Origin of the sequence: Brevibacillus sp. AF8, assembly GCF_021270385.1 — a bacterium.
Classification (GTDB): Bacteria; Bacillota; Bacilli; order Brevibacillales; family Brevibacillaceae; genus Brevibacillus.
The window spans coordinates 68,684-86,676 of the sequence record NZ_JAGQDN010000021.1 but is presented as its reverse complement, the minus strand read 5'-3'; the positions used below and the strand labels follow the sequence as shown (position 1 = coordinate 86,676).

15 protein-coding genes and 1 pseudogene are annotated in these 17,993 nt (G+C 46.9%); 9 read left to right on the top strand and 7 right to left on the bottom strand.

The window, feature by feature from the left end:
• Nucleotides 1-37: 37 nt before the first annotated feature.
• The 3 genes from KB186_RS22815 to KB186_RS22805 are packed head-to-tail and all read right to left on the bottom strand — an operon-like array spanning nucleotide 38 to nucleotide 3,532.
• Complete coding sequence (locus KB186_RS22815) at nucleotides 38-1,984, bottom strand: TRAP transporter permease (RefSeq protein ID WP_232774414.1); 1,947 nt, start codon at nucleotides 1,982-1,984, stop codon at nucleotides 38-40.
• The gene (locus tag KB186_RS22810) at nucleotides 1,985-2,518 is read right to left on the bottom strand and encodes a DUF1850 domain-containing protein (RefSeq protein WP_232774413.1); all 534 of its coding nucleotides are present in this window, start codon (nucleotides 2,516-2,518) and stop codon (nucleotides 1,985-1,987) included.
• A gap of 6 nt (nucleotides 2,519-2,524) precedes the next feature.
• A complete protein-coding gene (locus tag KB186_RS22805) occupies nucleotides 2,525-3,532 on the bottom strand; it encodes a TAXI family TRAP transporter solute-binding subunit (RefSeq protein ID WP_232774412.1) in 1,008 nt (335 codons plus the stop codon).
• A gap of 167 nt (nucleotides 3,533-3,699) precedes the next feature.
• On the opposite strand from KB186_RS22805, the gene KB186_RS22800 reads away from it, so the two are divergent.
• From KB186_RS22800 to KB186_RS22790, 3 genes are all read left to right on the top strand, one after another.
• Nucleotides 3,700-4,983 carry a sensor histidine kinase gene (locus tag KB186_RS22800; protein ID WP_221868789.1) on the top strand — a complete coding sequence of 428 codons (1,284 nt, stop codon included), beginning with the start codon at nucleotides 3,700-3,702 and terminating at the stop codon, nucleotides 4,981-4,983.
• A gap of 4 nt (nucleotides 4,984-4,987) precedes the next feature.
• Nucleotides 4,988-5,926, top strand: a complete 939-nt coding sequence (locus KB186_RS22795; RefSeq protein WP_232774411.1) for a response regulator — start codon at nucleotides 4,988-4,990, stop codon at nucleotides 5,924-5,926.
• 123 nt (nucleotides 5,927-6,049) lie between these two features.
• A complete protein-coding gene (locus tag KB186_RS22790) occupies nucleotides 6,050-7,105 on the top strand; it encodes a tetraprenyl-beta-curcumene synthase family protein (RefSeq protein ID WP_221868787.1) in 1,056 nt (351 codons plus the stop codon).
• A gap of 11 nt (nucleotides 7,106-7,116) precedes the next feature.
• On the opposite strand, the gene KB186_RS22785 is transcribed toward KB186_RS22790, so the two are convergent.
• Complete coding sequence (locus tag KB186_RS22785; protein WP_007722723.1) at nucleotides 7,117-7,290, bottom strand: YlaF family protein; 174 nt, start codon at nucleotides 7,288-7,290, stop codon at nucleotides 7,117-7,119.
• Between the two features lie 119 nt (nucleotides 7,291-7,409).
• On the opposite strand from KB186_RS22785, the gene KB186_RS22780 reads away from it, so the two are divergent.
• The 4 genes from KB186_RS22780 to KB186_RS22765 all read left to right on the top strand — a co-directional run bounded on the left by KB186_RS22780 (nucleotide 7,410) and on the right by KB186_RS22765 (nucleotide 11,680).
• The gene (locus tag KB186_RS22780; protein WP_173611298.1) at nucleotides 7,410-8,030 is read left to right on the top strand and encodes a PilZ domain-containing protein; all 621 of its coding nucleotides are present in this window, start codon (nucleotides 7,410-7,412) and stop codon (nucleotides 8,028-8,030) included.
• Between the two features lie 355 nt (nucleotides 8,031-8,385).
• Nucleotides 8,386-8,601 carry a YhjD family protein gene (locus tag KB186_RS22775; RefSeq protein ID WP_232774410.1) on the top strand — a complete coding sequence of 72 codons (216 nt, stop codon included), beginning with the start codon at nucleotides 8,386-8,388 and terminating at the stop codon, nucleotides 8,599-8,601.
• A gap of 734 nt (nucleotides 8,602-9,335) precedes the next feature.
• Nucleotides 9,336-10,127 (top strand): hypothetical protein, encoded by a 792-nt coding sequence (locus KB186_RS22770; RefSeq protein ID WP_232774409.1) that lies wholly within the window; start codon nucleotides 9,336-9,338, stop codon nucleotides 10,125-10,127.
• Nucleotides 10,128-10,561: 434 nt separating this feature from the next.
• On the top strand, nucleotides 10,562-11,680 hold the full coding sequence (locus KB186_RS22765) for a PQQ-dependent sugar dehydrogenase (RefSeq protein WP_232774408.1): 1,119 nt from the start codon (nucleotides 10,562-10,564) through the stop codon (nucleotides 11,678-11,680).
• Here the strand turns inward: KB186_RS22765 and KB186_RS22760 are convergent.
• The 3 genes and pseudogenes from KB186_RS22760 to KB186_RS22750 all read right to left on the bottom strand — a co-directional run bounded on the left by KB186_RS22760 (nucleotide 11,652) and on the right by KB186_RS22750 (nucleotide 15,829).
• Nucleotides 11,652-12,908, bottom strand: a complete 1,257-nt coding sequence (locus tag KB186_RS22760) for an MFS transporter (protein ID WP_232774407.1) — start codon at nucleotides 12,906-12,908, stop codon at nucleotides 11,652-11,654. The two genes, KB186_RS22765 and KB186_RS22760, sit on opposite strands and share 29 nt — an antisense overlap.
• A 924-nt stretch (nucleotides 12,909-13,832) precedes the next feature.
• Nucleotides 13,833-14,105, bottom strand: a pseudogene (locus KB186_RS28540) (winged helix-turn-helix domain-containing protein); the annotation flags it as partial.
• A complete protein-coding gene (locus tag KB186_RS22750) occupies nucleotides 14,096-15,829 on the bottom strand; it encodes a sigma-54 interaction domain-containing protein (protein ID WP_232774405.1) in 1,734 nt (577 codons plus the stop codon). The gene KB186_RS22750 and the pseudogene KB186_RS28540, both read right to left, overlap by 10 nt.
• A 201-nt stretch (nucleotides 15,830-16,030) precedes the next feature.
• On the opposite strand from KB186_RS22750, the gene KB186_RS22745 reads away from it, so the two are divergent.
• Complete coding sequence (locus KB186_RS22745; protein WP_173611303.1) at nucleotides 16,031-16,951, top strand: proline dehydrogenase family protein; 921 nt, start codon at nucleotides 16,031-16,033, stop codon at nucleotides 16,949-16,951.
• Nucleotides 16,952-17,025: 74 nt separating this feature from the next.
• On the top strand, nucleotides 17,026-17,955 hold the full coding sequence (locus tag KB186_RS22740) for a DNA-3-methyladenine glycosylase family protein (RefSeq protein ID WP_232774404.1): 930 nt from the start codon (nucleotides 17,026-17,028) through the stop codon (nucleotides 17,953-17,955).
• The last annotated feature ends 38 nt before the right edge of the window (nucleotides 17,956-17,993 follow it).

The window sequence follows — 17,993 nt, the reverse complement described above, 5'->3', positions numbered from 1 at the left end:
AGGAAACGAACGCTTGGGAGGGTTTTTTGTTTGTTTCTTACAGTGTCGTTTGTACAGAGTGCTTTTGCTTCCGGGCTTTGTAATACGACAGGGCAAATACAAGTGTGATCAAAATAAAGCCGGCGATATCCGTTTCAATTCCGGGGATGACCGCGAGCACACCACCAGCAATGGCCAGGATTCGCTCCAATATGTTTAGCTTGGACATCCAGTATCCGATCAATCCTGCGCCTACTCCGATCATCCCAAGTATAGATGTCAGCATGACCCAGATTGATTCCAGCAAGGTGGTATTAATCAGCAGCAAGGCTGGCGAGATGACGAAAATATAGGGAGCCATAAAAGCGGCGATCGATAGCCGCGTTGATTCTACGCCTGTCTGGATTGGCTTTGACTTGGCAATGCCTGAAGCAGCGAAGGCAGCAAGCGCAACTGGTGGCGTGATGTCTGCGACAATTCCGAAGTAGAAGGTAAACATGTGAGCCGCGATAGCAGGAACGCCCAATTGAATGAGCGCTGGAGCCGCGATGGTCGAAGTGATAATGTAGTTCGCCGTTGTTGGCGTTCCCATTCCCAAAATAAGCGATGCGATCATAGTAAAGAACAACGTAAGCAAAAGCTGGCCGCCAGCCAGATCAATCAGACCATTTGCCAGCTTCAACCCAATCCCTGTCAACGTAATGGTACCGACAATGATTCCGGCACACGCAGTTGCGGCCACGACGCCGAGAGCCATTCTGGCACCAGAGGCAAGCGCTGCAAAAATATCAGCAATAGACATGCGGGTTTCTTTTCGGAAGGCTCCTACGACAATCGTAGAGACGATACCGATAATCGCTGCCCGCTCGGCGGAGATGTTCATCATCAAGGCTGTAATAATGATCACGATGGGGAGGAGCAAGTACATTTTTTTCAAAACTTCTTTTTTGTTTGGCAGTTCTTCCTTCGAGAGTCCGCGCAATCCGAGTCGCTTTGCTTCAAAGTGCGTCATAATCCAGATTCCTACGAAAAATAATATCGCTGGAAGGATCGCTGATTTGGCGATCTCCAAGTAAGGAACGCCGATGAACTCCGCCATCAAAAAGGCAGCAGCTCCCATTACCGGAGGCATGATTTGTCCCCCGGTAGAGGAGGAGGCTTCCACCGCCGCGGCAAATTCGGAGCGATAGCCGAGCCGCTTCATCATCGGGATGGTAAAGGCGCCGGAGGTAACGACATTGGCCACAGAGCTGCCGCTAATCGTCCCTTGCAGGGCGCTGGAAAAAACGGCTACCTTCGCAGGACCGCCGATTCGTCTGCCTGCAATGACTAGTGACAAATCGTTAAAATACTCACCGACGCCTGTTTTTTCGAGAAACGCACCAAACAGTACAAACAAAAAGATAAAAGTAGAGGAAACGGCGAGTGGCGTACCAAGAATCCCCTCTAGTGTGTAGTAGCTGTGTCCGATAATCCGCTCGACATCATTGCCGCGATGCTCCAAAAAGCCGGGCATATAAGGTCCGAGGTAGGTGTATAAAAGAAAAATAGTGGCGATGAGAGCGATTGGAATTCCGACGACTCGTCGTGCAGCCTCAAGGACAAGCACGACAGCAATACCGCCGACCACCATATCCAATGTTGTATAGTTGCCTGTTCGGGTCACGAGTCCTTCGTAGTCAATGACCCAATACAATGATACGAAGACTCCAAGCAGGGCGAGAATCATGTTCACGATTCCGATTTTGTGATTGTTCCCTTTGGATGTCCCCGCATATAACAGATAGACAAGTGCTAGCCCGAAAGCCAAGTGGATCGGGCGGTGAATCTGGGGAGGCAATGTAAAGAAAAGTGTGCTGGATAACTGGTACAGGGAGAAGAGGACAAGTAGACCAAAAGAGATCCACTTCATGGGACCCGCGAGCTGGCGTGTGGCTGATTCTTTGTCGTATTGCGCGATCAGCTTATCCATCTCTTGCTGGTTCATATTCGATGCTGTACTCATCTAGTAACCTCCTAACTCGCTCAAAATGGATCGCTTTTCTGCCTGAATCGTGATGGCTTCTCCCGGCTTGTCGATCAAACTCAACGGAATATCCTGTCCAGCGAAAAGCAACGTATGATTAGCCCGTACTTGCCCGATAAATAGCCGTAGGGCAGGAAAAGAACGCTGCATATTGCGAATGTGGAATCGTCCATCGGCCAGAACCAGCTCCTCGCCAGGAGCCAATTCATTTTCCATGCCGATACCGTAGTCGTGAAAGCTCATCTCTGACAAAATAATTTGATTGTCTACAATCCGGTATTGCTCCTCAATTGTGGAGCGATGAATGGAATGAGTCCAGCGGATGCCAAAGACTGCTTCACCCTGTATGTTGGCACTCCAAACTACTTGATTTGACTGTGTATCCCGAATAACCAAAGCGGGAAACAGCGGAGTGGAGATGCCTACATAAATGACAAGGACGAGAAGTAGGAAGGAGAAAAGGCGGAACAACGTCCGCCCTCTTCCCTTTGTTACTGCCTGGATAAAAACCATCTGGCTTTACTTCACGCCTTTTTCGTCGAAGTACTTTTGGGCACCCGGGTGAACAGGGATGCTGACGCCGTTCTTCACGTTCTCCAGCTTGATTTCCTTGGCTTTGGCGTGACCGAGCTTGTCGCTGTTCTCAAAGATTGCCTTTGTTACTTTGTACACGAGGTCGTTACTGAGATCGGAGCGAATCAAAAGCATCGATTTGACGGAGACAGTTGTCACTTCTTCTGGAACGGTTTGATACGTATTGGCAGGCACGGTTGTTTTCACGTAGTAAGGGTATTTGGCGATGATTGCATCGATTTTGTCCGCGTCTATTGGAATGATTTTAACACCAGTTGTCGCTGCCAGCTCCGTGATTGCTGCGGTAGGCGTACCAGCGGTTTGGAAGGCAGCATCCAATTGTCCGTCCTGAATGGCTTTGGCGGAGTCAGCAAAGGAGAGGCGCTGGAGCTTGGTATCTTCAAAGGTCATCCCGTATGCTTCCAAAATTTGCTGGGCGTTCACTTCCGTACCGCTTCCGGGAGCTCCAACAGATACGCGCTTATCTTTCAAATCGGCAACACTTTTAATATTGCTGTCAGCAGAGACCACGATTTGGATGGTCTCATCGTAGAGAGCGCCCAATGCCTGGAAGGAATCAATTTTACCGTCTTGCTGGAACATGTTCGTTCCTTTTGACGCATACTCGGCAATGTCGTTTTGTGTAAAGGCGATGTCCGCCTTTTTATCGCGAAGGAGGCGAATGTTTTCTGCTGAAGCGCCTGTGGCTTGTGCTGTAGCAGTAATCCCAGCGTTTTTCGTAATATGGTCAGCCATGCCGCCGCCGAGTGGGAAATAAGTGCCTCCTGTACCGCCTGTTGCAATAATTAATTGGGAGGGATCGGCGCTTCCTCCTGAGTTGGAGCTGCCTCCACCTGCACCTCCTTGTGCAGAGTTCCCGCCACCTCCACATGCTGTCATGAGCGACATGGACAGAAGCAGTGTGAGCGAGAGAAGAAAATGACGCTTCTTCAAGATAATTCCCCCTAGTCTAAATGTTCTGTTTATATGGCTTTCTACGGCATTGTAAGGGGAGGTCTATAAAAAACTACAAAAATCTATAGAAAAATATAGTAAACTAGGAAATAAACGTTGACGAATTTTTTGAACAACTTCTTATGAGGAAGTGCGGGCAACATTTTATGAGAGAAACCATTTCAATCCTGCTGCTTATGCTCATTGCTGTCCCGATTGCCGGAGAGCTCAAATTTCACCCGTTTCAAGATGATTTCCGCATCAGTTTTGGTACAACGGCTTTTTTCTTTTTTTTATTGTGGCTGCGTCCTTCTTTTTTAGCAGGGATAGTAACAGGATTAATTGTTGTTCTATTTCGAATAGTCTTGGATTTTGTGTATGGAGATGTCTTTGCGTTTCTGCCTTCTCTTCAGATGCACTTCCCCGCATTTTGCTATTATGCTACCTTTGCTTGTCTATTCTCGCTCTTTCGCGTTAATATGCTACATCATCGACCGCTTTGGGTGGGACTGTTGGGGACAGTCGCAGAAATAGCAGCGAATCTGGTAGAGCTGTCCTTCCGTGCAGTGTCCTGGGAGGGAGTCTTTCAGTTGGAGGTCGTAGGACCGATTGCCGTCATTGCGTTGATACGCAGTTTTTTTGTACTTGGTTTTTTCAATATAATTCAGCTGCGTCAGGCGAAATGGATGGAAAAGCAACAGCGTAATCGAAATGAGCAGATGTTGATACTCATTTCCAATTTGTACGAGGAATCTGTTCTTCTAAAAAAGACATTGCATCAGGTTGAGGAAATCACGCGCAACTGCTATGAGCTGTATCGCGAAATGAACGAGGTTGAACAAAAGAATGGGATGGGTAAACGATACGCAAAGCGGTTGCTGTCCCTTGCCGGACAAGTACATGAAGTGAAAAAGGACAATCAACGGATATATGCAGGCCTCTCCAAGCTGATTTCTGACGAGAATGATCGAGACTACATGCCACTTGGCGAATTGATAGGGATCATTGTTCAGGGGCAACGAAAGTACGCAAGAATGTTGGAAAAGGACATTCAGTTTGAAACAAATCTGGAGGTGCCGTATCTCGCTTGCCACATTTACACGACACTCTCACTCATCAACAATCTGGTCGGCAACAGTGTCGAAGCCATTCGTGACCGGGGGATGGTATCGATCGTGGCTACGATTGACGAGAGTCGGGAGTGGATTCATTTTCGTGTAACCGATGATGGGCCAGGCATTGTGGTGAAGGACAAGGAGCTCTTGTTCATGCCTGGATTCACGACCAAATACGACGTATCAGGCAGACCATCCACGGGGATCGGACTTTCATACGTAAAGGAAGTGACAGACAGCCTTCAAGGAATGATTGATTTATCCGAGGACTCTTACGGACAAACGACACAATTTTGCATTCGCCTGCCAATCGCAAGTCTGATTCAGAAAGGGTGACCTCATGCGCTACTTCATCGTGGACGATGATCCTGGGATTCGATTCATGCTCGGTCAAATGATTGAGGATGCTGATTTGGGAGAGGTATGTGGGGAAGCTGAGGACGGCTCACAGATAGACCACGATTTTTTGAATTGGAAGCAAGTAGACATCTTGTTGATTGATCTTTTGATGCCGAATCGAGATGGCATTGAAACGGTGCGCCAACTGAGGCGTTTTACAGGCAAAATTGTCATGATCTCGCAAATCGAAACGAAGGAGATGATCGCTGAGGCGTATGCGGCAGGGGTCGAATACTACGTGACCAAACCGGTGAATCGCTTGGAGGTCATCAGTGTCCTGCAAAAGGTACGGGAACGCATATTGCTCCAACAATCCATCGAGGGTATTCAGCGGTCGCTTTCCGTTTTGTCCGGCAGTATGAATGTGACGGCAGCTCCCTCAAAAGAAGCATCGTTTCCGGAAAAAGGCATCTTGTCTTCCGCACGGTTTCTCTTGACTGAATTGGGAATGATTAGCGAAAAAGGCAGCAAAGATTTGCTCGACATGATGGAGTGGCTGTATCGCTGGGAGAAGGAAAGGGATGGAGAAGTAAATTTTCCTCCTTTACGCGATATTTTTTGGGCGATTGCAGCCCGCAAGCTGGGGAAGGGAGTGAATGTCCTGATCCAAAAGGAAACGAAGGCCGCTGAGCAGCGGGTTCGCAGAGCCATTTATCAGGCATTAACCCATCTGGCTTCCCTCGGGCTGACCGATTACAGCAATCCCAAATTTGAGAGCTACGCGACCACATTCTTTGATTTTACCGAGGTGCGAAAACGCATGCTGGAGCTGGAGAAGCAGAAGGAAATGACGATCTCTTCTACTCGTATCAATACTAAAAAGTTCATTTTTGTACTCTATATGGAGTCAAAAAGGCGAATTGGTGTATTTCAGGGCTGACTTTTGGAGTGGGCATCCAAATGTGATAAGATATTTCTATTGGTCATGAGCGAAGGCTTCGATGTAAGCTGGTAAAAGCTTCGGAATGTCTTTCGTTTACCATTTGTTTTGGGAGGGAAATAAGTGAGCGAACTACGTAATCCATGGCAGCTACTATACCGAGTCTATCGTCATGTGCAACCTGTTCTGGAGCGGGAGTTTGCGGCCTGGTACAAAAGAGCACAGGCGATTCCCAATCCCGAGCTGAGAAAACAGGCACAAGACAGCATGAACTCCAAAAAGTTTCACTGCCAAGGGGGATGTGTTTATGCAGCACAGGTCATCCCGCATGTAGAGACAATTGTTCCGCTGATTGTCGCCTATCAAACAATCAGCGACTACTTGGATAATCTGTGTGATCGCAGCACGTCACTAGACCCGCAAGACTTCCGTCAGCTTCACGTGTCGATGCAGGATGCACTGACACCAGACGCACCCTTGCGAGACTATTATTTGTACCGCGAGGATAAGGATGACGGCGGCTTTTTGGCCGGGCTGGTTCAGACCTGTCAACAGCATGTTGCACAATTGCCAGCCTATGAAAAAGTCCAGGCGAAGATACTCGAGTTTTCTTGTTTGTATAGCGATTTGCAAGTATATAAGCACATTGCTCCCCATTTGCGCGAGGATCACTTGTTGACGTGGTGGGATCAGTATAAAGAACGCTATCACGATTTGCACTGGCAAGAATTTGCGGCTGTCACAGGCTCGACCATCGGGATATTCGCTCTTTTTTGCTTGGCGACTGATCCAGATGTAGGGGAAGAGCAAATACAAACGGTAAGTGAAGCTTACTTTCCGTGGCTGTGCGGGTTACATATTTTATTGGACTATTTAATTGACCTGGAAGAAGATAAAATGGGTGGAGATTTAAACTTCGTGAGCTATTACGATTCGGAACGGATAGCGACTGAACGCTTGAAGCTTTTCATAAAACAAGCAAAGGCAAGCGTTAAACGCTTGCCAAATCCTGCATTTCACCGTATGATCGTGGACGGGCTAGTCGCGTTTTATCTCGCGGATCGCAAGGTAAATCGGAGCCAGCCACACATTTATACTATCGCTAGACAACTACTGAAGCAGGCTAAGGGCTTGCCCTCTGTCCTGTTTTATGTGAATAGTTTGCTTGTACGGCGATAACGGAGAAGAGGTTAGCGCATATGCTTGCGCTTGTACGAAAAGCCAAATCCCATCAACGAGAAGGCAACAACGATACAGCCAAGGATACCGAGGGGGCTTTTTTCCCCAATGGCAATGCCAACTCCGATGAGACAGGCGGTTACCAAAAATGCCAAAGCCAGTGTTACCAATTGATAACGATTCATCGGTCTGTAACCTCCTATCTGTCAATGTTCCCATTATACCTTATTTTCCGCGAAAAGCATCCAGGTAAAGATTTCGGAAATCCCGGTAATATATTTGTGCGAAGTGGTGGAGAACGCAGATGGAAAGCATAATACAAATTAGAAAAGGGAATCGAGTGATAGAAGGTCATGTTACCTATGAAGAAGGGGACTTGATCGAAGCCGTATTTCCCGGCCCATTGGAAGTCACAGTAGGGGATCAGATCCCTTGTCTATTGACGGCTGACTATGAAACGATCAGTACGTTTGAAGCCGTGGTCGTGGCTAAAGACAAAAATCGCTTGTTTTTGTTCCACTCTCCAACAGCTGCTGAGTTTCGGGAACAGCGCAGGCGCTATCCCCGTTTCGACATGGAGGTTAAGGGCTGGATCCAGTATCCGACGCAGGAGCCAGACTCATTTTTTTCCGTCTATAGTCAAATGGTGTACTTGGTGAATTTGAGCCTGGGAGGCTTGGCATTCCGCTCAGACAAACAGATGCCTGCGGATCAGCAAATTGTCTTTTCTTTTGAATTGTATGGTCGCAATCGCCCGGATGGGGTAGTGAAAACTGACCTGGTTATCATACATGAACGAATAGAGGGTCCGAACTATTTTTATGGCTGTACGATCAAAGGAATCAATGCACGTCATTTTCACAATTTGCGCAAGTACATTTTGCATCGACAAATCGAGGAACGAAGACGAGTGAATATTGAGTAGGTATTTTTGTGAATTGGTTCAATGGGGACCAATTTTTTTTTTTTTGTCTTTTTTGGCTAGTGAGATTGGAGGGGCTGGAGGGGAGGGAAGAAGCGGATTTCCAGTCTACGCTTCGACCTACGCCCTACCGGGAGGCGGGGGCTGTCCGCTACGGAATGAATGTCGGGAGCGCCTCAAAAGTAGAGGTTCAAGGATGAAATTTCAGAGGTTGAGGCTGAAAACCCCCGACATACATTCCTTCGCTGAGTAGGGCTCCAGAGGCGCTTGGACTGAAAATCCGCTTCTTCCTACGCGGCTTCTAACACCAAAAAGCATAACTCCAGTTTACAAGTAGCTCTGATTGGAGGCGAGCAACTTGTTGCCAACTGGCTGGCAAGAAACGTTGCATGAGTGTTTAGTCTACGGGATGCTGTTCAAAGCCGTTGCAAAGGATGCTGAGACACTGGATGCAATAGAAATGAGGATATCATACAAACCACTGTTGGAGGTAGTGTCTCAATGGGCCGAACGGAAACACCATGAATATCGGAGAGAGTTCGAGCGGATGGGCGGTAAAATTCACGTCAAGTAGAAGCTGCAGGATGGCTTTTCTTACTACGTGCTTGTGACTGTACGAGGATATCTGTTCGAAAACGGTTACAGCATTGAAAGTCTTCGCGCTGAGTGCCAATTGCGTCTTAGCCAGTTTTTCCAATTTCGATGAATGTCTATAAAGTTCTACGGGATTCATTGGGTGGAGTTGAGACTTTTGGCATTGGACACAATTGACACAAATAAAATTTGTAAGAAATGATAAAAAATATTATTTACATATTTATCCAGTTGAGTTAAGATAAGTGCGCAGTCACAGGAAGGTAACAAAAAGGAGGGACTGAACAAGTTGATAGATGTAACTTCGATACAGTTTATCGCCCCAATAATAGTGTTGTTGATTATCATATATAGTATTTATAGATACAGATTTCAAAAGTATAATTTTCAAAACACTGGTATTTGTTTAATCACAGCATTGGCACTATTAACCATACGAGTTAAAGATTTATACACTTACAGTATGTTGATTGTGTATGCACTGTTGTTTTTGTTGTTTGTTTATAAACTAAGCAAAAATCGACATAAGGTTTAAGATGTTTAATAGCTCTGCTAAAGTTCACTCACAAGGCCTTCGCCAAATAAGGGGGCTTTTTTGTTTGGATTTCAATGTCGAGCAATGCCAAAAATCGTCGGATTATTACTATTTACTTTTATCAGTTATTTATAAATAATTAATAATGTAAAAAAATAACAAAAATGGAGTGAGTGGAAATGAAAGTGATTTTCAAAAAATTTATCGCTGCAGCCCTTACTTTTTCAGTCTTAACACTATCAGCTAATGGTGTACATGCCCAATCAGACGATAGTGAGAATCTAGTTGATAATTTTTCTTACGAAAGAGAAATTCATGATGAGAATAATAATGTTATTGGGATTATAACAACAGAAGTTTCGAGGGAAATAAAAACCGATGAAGATGGTACAAAAGTAATCACACTGGAAAAGGACATTGTTGAGGAATACAATGATGGTGAAGAAGAACAGTATAACAAAACTCATGAAATTAAAATAACACCATCTGGAGAATATTATTTGAACGGCGAAAAACTAGATGAAGATTTCCTCAATCAATCAGTCAATGTAGGGAAACAAAACAAATTTGCTTTTAAAGGCGAATCGGGAGGTTATCTGGCTACATACGAAGAAATTTCGCCAAACTTCTTTAAACTAGCATCATATAAAGAGGCTAATTTTTTCTTGGACTACTCCTCAAAAAAGACTTTTACTTCTACTTATGTTGGTGAAGACAATCACGCGCGTGATATTGATACATTTATGACGAAGGCGGATGGTGTAGAAGATGCAAGAGATGACATCACTAGACTTACTGCAGCCTTATCTGCTGAGTTGGGTATTGCTGTAATTACTGCCGGAACGGTGATTGGTGCAATTGCATCGGGTACAGCCGCAGCAATAACTGCTTCTGAGTTGTTGGATGTGAGCGAGAAAGGACGCGAAGATTTAGAAGATGCTTACTATCTCATTAAAAACATTGGAAGCTAAATAAGCTGGTAAATGATGAGGATCACAACTCGTCCCTGTTGCAAAGGGACGGGTTTTTTGCCTTATTGGTTGCTTTTGGAGGGGCTGTAGTGAGGGGAAGAAGCGGCTTCAGTCAACATTTTGAAAGGCATCATAGATGAAAAAAGACAAAGAAATACGGAAAAACCTCTAGAACTAACTAGCAAAAAGATCTAAAAACTGGACGACGACCTTGGCTGTGGAAGCACGTGTTTGGAAGGAGACCGCCCGAACTAAGTGAGGATACAGGCTACTGGAAAACATGTCACCGTGCTTCGGCCCGGCACAACTGCTGGAGGACATCGAGACAGATTTTTTGCGAAGCGAAGAGGAACAGAAGTATACATTAGAGAAATCTTGTCTAAAACGCTTCCTGATTCTTATTGGACAAAATCGCGCAGGGAGGAAAACGTGAGATGTGGAAAAAATGGATGGTGTGTGTGCTTACCTTGATCTTGAGTATGCCGGTTGTGGCTTGCGAAGCGAATCCTGCAACAGAATCGCAGCCAGCTCAACAGACTCTTCCCTATCGGATGGAGGTATTGGCTGATCACTTGGATGTGCCTTGGGCCATAGACATAGCCTCGGATGGTCGAATCTTTTTTACAGAGCGACCAGGAAGAGTGCGAGTAATTCAATCAGGCAAGCTACTGCCAAAGCCACTCATCTCATTCCCTGCCCCGTTCATAAGCGAGGGAGAAGGTGGGCTGTTGGGCCTTGTGCTTGATCCCGATTTTGCGAATAATCACTACTTGTACGTTTACCATACATACAGAGAGGGAGACGCCACTTTCAATCGTGTCCTGCGACTGCGGGAAGCAAACAACGCAGCACAGATTGACAAGGTGCTCCTCGACAAAATCCCGGGAAGCTCGATCCACAACGGAGGTCGGATCAAAATCGGTCCGGATCAGCGCCTCTATATCACGACAGGCGATGCGCATGAGCCGATGCTTGCGCAAGATCGGGCAAGTCTCGCCGGAAAAATTTTGCGCGTCAATCTGGATGGAACCATTCCTGCCGACAATCCTTTTTCAGGCTCACCTGTTTACAGTTATGGACATCGCAATCCGCAAGGCATCGCATGGTATCCGGATACAGCGATACTCTATAGCTCGGAACACGGCCAGACTGCACACGATGAGATCAATCGGATCGAGCCGGGCGCCAATTACGGCTGGCCGGTCATTTCAGGTGAACAGCAAAAAGAGGGGATGAAATCCCCCCTCCTGCAAAGCGGTGATGCGACATGGGCTCCTTCTGGCATGACGTTTGTATCCAAAGGGCTGTGGAAAGGACAACTGCTCGTAGCGAACCTCAGGGGTAAGCAGCTTCAGAAAATTAGCTTAGACGTTACTCAACCAGATACGGTGTTGGAGGCTGTTACTCTGTTCCAAGACGAGTTCGGGCGACTGCGCGATGTGGTCGAAGGAAAAGACGGCACACTCTACTTGTTGACCAACAACCGCGATGGTCGCGGAAATCCGAGGGAAGGGGACGATAAAATTATCCGACTCGTTCCGATCCAATCGTAGCGGTAGCAATAGCCACGTCTTTTGTTCGATTCCCCCAAATCCATCGTTGTAGGAGGACAGCGGCTCCGCCAATCAAAGCGATTAACATTCCGACCCATAGAAAAGCGGTATTTGGACCCCAAATGGTCATGATGACGCCACCGAGCAACGGAGCAATAATGAAAGTGGCGCTAGTCATTGAATCGATAATTCCCCTTACGCGGCCCAGTGCTTGCGGAGGGCTTTCTTTTTGTACCAAATAATTGGCGCCGACCGAAGTCAGACCTGTTCCGACTCCAGCCAATATAGCGGGAATCAGAAGCCAATACATGCCATCAGCCGGCTGGAAAAATCCAATCCACGAAAAGCTAATTCCGATGAGCAAAACGCCACCGCCCAGCACCCACCCGTAAGAACGAATCTCTTTTAGACGATGGAGCCAGGTGACGGTCACAAGTGCCCCTAATCCAATGACACTGACCGTAACCCCGAGCATTTCCGGATTGTCGGGCAGCTTTTCGCGGAAAATCACGGGAAGCTGTGTATCCGCCAACTGAATCGCCAACGAGGTAATGGTTGCGAAGATCGTGCTGAACAACAGGATACGGTTTTTCAAAAAGATGCGCCAGCCCTCTTGCCATGCTTGACGGTAAGGGAGAGGTTGCTCTTCTGCGGATGTACGAGACAACGTATTCTCCACTTTGCGAATCGTGAATAGAAATCCAGTAGAGAGAAGGAAGGTCGAAGCATTAATCATCAAACAAATGGCGGGGGCAAAAATCGCCGCTACCAATCCTCCGGCAAGTGGACCGATTAATTTCCCCATCTGGAATACGGCTCCATTCAAAGCAGAGGCCTGTAACAATTGATTCTCGGGTACGATTTGACGTGTCAAGGTCTGTTGCGCCGGATCATTGAAGACAGAAGCACCTGAACGCAAGGCAATGACCACCAAGAACCAAAATGGATTCGGCATGGCAAGCAGGAGCAGAGTGAGAGCAGCCTGCATGATATTCATGGTCATGATCATTCGTACCTTGTTCACGCGGTCTGCAAGTACTCCGGCAAACTGCCCGAGCAAAATGCTTGGAGCTGCATAGGCAACGGGCAGGAGGGCCATCGTCATCGGATCAACCTTCCACACAAACCCCAAGAGGATGGATACCGCAATAAAATCAAACCAATCGCCAAGCGTAGACAGTCCGTACGAGATGAACAGGGTGCGAAACGTTCTATTTTCTTTTAACAAAAAAATCCCTCCATCGATCTGTTAACTCGATGATAAAAGGGATTTGTCAGAGGAATATCAGATAGTTGATGAGATGATGGCCCGAATCTTTTTCTGCAAGTAGTCAAACCGATACTCTTCGGATAATTCCATCCAGATTTTTTGGTATTTACGCTCCCATTCTGCGTCGTAGCCGAAGTCTTTCAAGAACAACAAGATCTTTTGTGCGCCATAAATGAGATGGGGGACGAACTTGGTGCTCCGTAACACCTCCAGACCTTCATCGACCAAGCGGCGCGCCTTGGCAAGCTCCTGTCGATGGTACAGACAAAGGCCGCGCGCAATGGTAAAGCTGCCGAGTTCACGCTGCATAGGGAGTTCTTGCAAGATCTTTTCAGAACGTTGAATAACTTTCTCAGCTTCGTCAACCTCTCCCATGAGCAGATACAAGAGGGCTTCTTCCGCTTGAAAAAAGAGTTGAAAGCCAGGTGAATTGACTCGCGCAACAACCTCCCTGGCAGGAAGCAGCTGTTTTTTGGCTCGCTCCCATTCTTTGGCCTGGGCGTAGACACTGATTGCGGTGATCTGCATCTCATCCTGATAATTTTCAGGCATACTTTTCGCGTTTTTCAGAGCCCATTGTAAAATTTCTACTGTTTTTTGCGAGTCAATTTCTGTCATATGGTATAGATGGAACAAATAAAACAGCTTTTTGAAAATGGGAGTGTTATCCTCGACGAACCAGCCGAAGTCACCGGCAACAAACCGCAAATAGGTAGCATAAAAAGAGTCCATCTGGAAGCCAAGCACTTGCTGATTCGCATAGAGCGTCTGCAAAGCGGCCCCCATACCCATGCCGTGGTAGGTGGTTAGCATCTTCTGGATGTTCTCGGAGAAATCACTGTGTAATGCGGATGGACTAGGCGATTGCTGCTCTTTTAGCGTAAGCCGGTAGCCGACTCCTCGGACCGTATCAATCGTGAGCAGATGAGACCACTTTTGCAGTTTTTTTCGCAAGCGATAAATGTGATCGTCGACAGTACGGTCAGTAGGGTCTTCCAACGGCCAAACGCGATCCAGCAAATCACTTCTTGAAAAGGCCCGGTTTTTCCATGTGTACAGAAATTGAAACAAGGCGTACTCCTTCGGCAAAAGGACAATCGTTTCCCCAGCATAATGGATTTGATACGTATGATTTGACCATGTTATCAATCCCATTTGAAAGACTCCTCGTTAATATTGAACTTCTTCATTTTATTGTAAAGGGTGCCACGAGATACGCCGAGCAGCTCAGCTGCTGCTTTTTTGTTCCCGTACGTACGCTCCAACGCTGCCAGAATGCGCTCTTTCTCGTTCGCAGGTGGAGGAGGGTTTGATGGAATTGATGAACGTATGATTGACGTCGGTGTCGGGGTCGGCTGTGCATACGTTCCCCCCATCGGAGTCAGCATAGAGACGTGTGCGGGTTCTGCGTGACTGCGAATGACAGACGGCAGATGCTCGGGCAAGATAACACCGTTTTCTTGCAGGATCGACAGACGTTCAATGACGTTGCGAAGCTGTCGGATGTTTCCCGGCCAACTGTACTCGAACAACGCCTGCATGACTTCGGGGGAGATGCGTGGTACAGAGTGGTCATGAGCCACCGAATACTCATGAATGAAAATTTGTACGAGCTCTGGCAAATCCTCACGTCGTTCGCGCAGTGGAGGGATCTCCATAGAAAAGACGTTCAGCCGATAATACAAGTCCTCGCGAAAACGACCGTCTGCAACCATTTGCTCCAGCTGTCTGTTTGTCGCCGCTACGATCCGTGTATTGACGGTGATCGGCTCTGTTCCGCCTACACGGTAAAACTGTCGTTCCTGTAAGGCACGTAGCAGCTTGACCTGCAATTCTAGCGGCAGTTCTCCTATTTCATCGAGGAAAAGCGTACCGCCATGCGCCAGCTCCAGCTTGCCAGGCTTGCCCTTTTTCTCGGCTCCGGTAAAAGCACCGCCTTGATAACCAAACAGCTCACTTTCGAACAGAGCAGCAGGAATGGCACCGCAGTTGATCGCAATAAAGGGCTTGTCATGTCGGCGACTTGCCTGATGAATCGCTTTGGCAAACAGCTCTTTTCCGACGCCGCTTTCTCCATAAATCAGCACAGTGGCATCCGTCTGCGCCACTTTTTTTGCGGAACCAATAGCGGATTGGATCGAGGCCGAATGCCCCTTGATCGCGTAAAAAGGATCGTCTGCTGCCTGAAATCGACTCATCTCTTGCTGCAAATTGTGGAGATGGGCCGTCGTATGCGCTAATTCTTCATTGAGACGAACCAGCTCGGTAATATCCTGTTCGATGGAAATCGCGCCGATAATCTCACCCTCACGGCGAATCGGTGCCGCATTAATGAGTACATGACTGTCTGGACGAGGAATGTGATAGACACGTTGAACAGATGTCCCTTGACGCAGTGCATCGAGCAGGCGGATCGATTCACTGGCGAAGTGCTCATCGAGCGAAGTTCCGACGACTTGTTCGCGATCGATTTCATAAATCGTTTCTGCTGCCCGATTCCAGTGTTGGACGACATTGCGGGAGTCCACGATGGTGACAGCCTCACTCATCGTATCCATCAAGGTACTGAGCAGGGCAGACTGGTTTTGGGTCAACACGACAAAGGCAGTCATGAGCTGGTATGGCTCGACCATTCCCGTCGGAGTCCCTTGTTCATCCACGATGACGAGTGTCGGCAGATCGGAAACGCCTGGGCCAACGAGAATGTAGCTGATGGATTGTTCGAGCGTGGTTGTAGGAGAGACGATAACGACTTTGCCTCTTCGTTCTTTATCTACCCATTCACCTACAGTTTCACCTGTGCGTATTTTGACAATATCAGGTGGAATCGGAATCGCAAACGAAGAGAGCGTACTGTCCAGCGAAAATAACGGTTTCAAATCGTCACCTCTTATCCAAACTAACAGGAAAAAGGATCGTCCCTGTTGTACATCTAATCAAAAGTGTACAAGAATAAACACACAATGTACATATGTGTTGAATGTGTCGGATAGACATCACGATAGCGCTTACGAGAATAAGTTGGCACGATTCATGCTAATAGAAGTGGACAGAGTACGTTGAGGAGGAGACAGTCAACGATGGAACAAGCTATGAAGGATTTCTTTCTATTTTTATCCAAAAACAAAACCTTAAACTCTGCCGCGAAAAAGTGGGGTCTGCGCTTTGGAGCGAGCCGCTTTGTATCTGGTCAAACCATTGCGGAGGCAATCAATGCTGTACGCAAGCTGAACCAGCAAGGTCTCGTGTGCACACTGGATCATCTGGGCGAATTCGTGTTTAGCGTGGAGGAAGCAAACGAGTCTGCTGACTATTGCATCAAAACGCTGGAAGCGATCCACCAATCCGGTGTCGATTGCAATCTTTCGTTGAAAATGACTTCTCTCGGTCTGGATATTAGCCGCGAGCTTTGCATGGACAACATGAGACGCATTTTGGATTCGGCCAAGAAAAACGGAAACATTTTCGTTCGTATCGACATGGAGGACTACGCACACAATCATGTGACCATGGAGATTCTGAATGAATTGCTGCAAGAGTACAACAACGTAGGAACCGTTATTCAGGCGTATCTCTACAAAGCATCGGATGATATCGATAGCCTGAAGGACAAAAAAGTGAATTTCCGCCTCGTAAAAGGAGCTTACAAGGAGTCTCCTGAAGTCGCTTACCCAAACAAGCCAGATGTAGATGAGAACTACAAAAAAATCATCAAGCAGCATCTGTTGAACGGCGGGTACGCTGCTGTGGCAACTCATGATGACAACATTATTGATTTTGTGAAAAAGCTGGAAAAGGAACACAATATCCCGCGTACACAGTTTGAATTCCAAATGTTGTATGGTATTCGCACGCAGTCCCAAATTGATTTGGCTCGTGAAGGCTATAAAATGCGTGTTTATGTACCTTATGGAAACGACTGGTACGGTTATTTCATGCGCCGTTTGGCAGAAAGTCCGGCAAACGTAAAATTTGTTCTCAAAGGGATGTTTACGAAATAAGTTTTGCGAAGTATACTTGACACCTTCGGAGATTCTCCGGAGGTTTTTATTTTATCTGGAAAGGTGAGAGTCTTGTGAATTGTTTGATTATTTCGCTTACTCCTCCATATTCTTTTGACCGGCTGCTTCGGCGTCTTGAGACACATCCAGATACGCAGATACGTGTGAATAAAGAAAAAAATAGCCTACAGCGCGTCTATCGTATCGGCTTACGGCCTGTGCTAGTCAGTATGCAATTTATAGGCAGCTTGGAAGAGCCTGCACTACGCTACGAGACACAGGTAATTTTGCCCAAAACAGACCAGCAGCTGCTAGAGAAAATGATCCGCCGTACTTTTAGTGCCGATTTGGATCTATCTGTTATTTACGAGCAGATGAGGGAAGAAAAGGAGCTCGCCATCTTGACTGAACGGTTTCGCGGTCTTCGTCTTATGCTGGATGCCGATTTGTTTCAATGTATGGTCAAGACGATCATCGGGCAGCAGATCAATCTGACCTTTGCAGCCAATTTGAGCGAGAGGCTTGTTACACGAGCAGGCGACCCAGTAGAAAACTCAAACGGCGAGAGCATCATCGCTTTTCCGACGCCTGACGCGGTAGCGAGATTGACTGTGGAGGATTTGCGTTCTCTGCAATTTAGTCAGCGAAAAGCAGAGTATATCATCGATTTCGCCCGCGCCATTGTGAATGAAACGGTAGATTTGGAAAGACTATGGACAATGGAGGATGAGGAAATCATTACTTATCTCACTTCGCTGCGAGGAATTGGACGATGGACAGTAGAGTGTCTACTCATGTTTGGGATGGGGCGTCCAGACTTGTTGCCTGCTGCTGACATCGGTTTGCGAAATGGAATTATTCACCTTTATGGGATGAAAACGAAGCCAAATGAAAACGACATTCGCAAGCTGGGGGAAAAGTGGGCTCCATGGCGCAGTATCTATTGTCTGTACGTATGGGAAGCAGTGGGGGCGATCAAGAGAAAAGAGGTATTTGACCTGTAAAAACTTTCATTTTTAACAAAAGTTCAATAATTTTAAAA

Bases quoted from the DNA above. Each gene is read 5' to 3' on its own strand.
- KB186_RS22770 (WP_232774409.1), top strand. From the start codon at position 9,336: ATGAAAGTGATTTTCAAAAAATTTATCGCTGCAGCCCTTACTTTTTCA.
- KB186_RS22765 (WP_232774408.1), top strand. From the start codon at position 10,562: ATGTGGAAAAAATGGATGGTGTGTGTGCTTACCTTGATCTTGAGTATG.
- KB186_RS22795 (WP_232774411.1), top strand. From the start codon at position 4,988: ATGCGCTACTTCATCGTGGACGATGATCCTGGGATTCGATTCATGCTC.
- KB186_RS22785 (WP_007722723.1), bottom strand. From the start codon at position 7,290: ATGAATCGTTATCAATTGGTAACACTGGCTTTGGCATTTTTGGTAACC.
- KB186_RS22800 (WP_221868789.1), top strand. From the start codon at position 3,700: ATGAGAGAAACCATTTCAATCCTGCTGCTTATGCTCATTGCTGTCCCG.
- KB186_RS22810 (WP_232774413.1), bottom strand. From the start codon at position 2,518: ATGGTTTTTATCCAGGCAGTAACAAAGGGAAGAGGGCGGACGTTGTTC.
- KB186_RS22780 (WP_173611298.1), top strand. From the start codon at position 7,410: ATGGAAAGCATAATACAAATTAGAAAAGGGAATCGAGTGATAGAAGGT.
- KB186_RS22815 (WP_232774414.1), bottom strand. From the start codon at position 1,984: ATGAGTACAGCATCGAATATGAACCAGCAAGAGATGGATAAGCTGATC.
- KB186_RS22745 (WP_173611303.1), top strand. From the start codon at position 16,031: ATGGAACAAGCTATGAAGGATTTCTTTCTATTTTTATCCAAAAACAAA.